We start from the raw sequence: 775 nt of genomic DNA, 5'->3' as shown, positions 1-775 counted from the left end.
CCCGAACCATCCGGCCAATCTCGGCCGGCTCTGCTCCAAGGGCGCGGCGCTCGGGGAGACGATGGGGCTCGACGGAAGGCTGCTTCAGCCTGAGATCGGCGGCAGGGCTGCCGGGTGGGACGAAGCACTGGACGTCGTCGCCGCGCGCTTTGCCAAGACGGTCACGGAATATGGGCCGGACGCCTTCGCCTTCTACGTGTCGGGCCAGTTGCTGACCGAGGACTACTACGTCGTCAACAAGCTGATGAAAGGCTTTATCGGCTCGGGCAACATCGACACGAATTCGCGGCTCTGCATGGCGTCGTCGGTCGCCGGACATCGCCGCGCGTTCGGCGAGGATGTGGTGCCGGGCATCTATGCCGATTTTGAGGAGGCCGACCTGATCATCCTCGTCGGGTCGAACACGGCCTGGTGCCATCCGGTGCTCTACCAGCGGATGCTGGCCACGCGGCAGGCGAGAGGAACGAAGATTGTCGTTATCGATCCGCGTCGCACCGCGACGGCGGAGGAATGCGACCTGCACCTGGCGCTCAATCCGGGCACGGACGTCCTGCTCTTCAACGGGCTGCTCGCGCATTTGGCGCGGATGGGCGCGGTCGCTCAGGACTANATGCGCCTTCATTGGAAGATGTCGCGCGCGGCTGCGGCCTGCGGACGGCCGACGTGCAGGCGTTCGTCGACGCCTTCGCGGCGACACCGCGCACGGTCACGGTTTACAGCCAGGGCGTCAACCAGTCCGCGCACGGCACCGACAAGGTCAATGCCATCCTCAATT

Annotated in this window: 1 pseudogene; it reads left to right on the top strand. The window is 65.5% G+C overall.

Going from position 1 to position 775, the window contains the following annotated elements:
- Positions 1-775: pseudogene (locus tag PZ895_RS00685) on the top strand (molybdopterin-dependent oxidoreductase); the annotation flags it as partial.

Source organism: Mesorhizobium sp. YIM 152430 (assembly GCF_029210365.1).
In the GTDB taxonomy this organism is placed as follows: domain Bacteria; phylum Pseudomonadota; class Alphaproteobacteria; order Rhizobiales; family Rhizobiaceae; genus Aliihoeflea.
The sequence above is the reverse complement of the archived record's forward strand: the minus strand, read 5'-3'. Positions and strand labels throughout refer to the sequence as shown.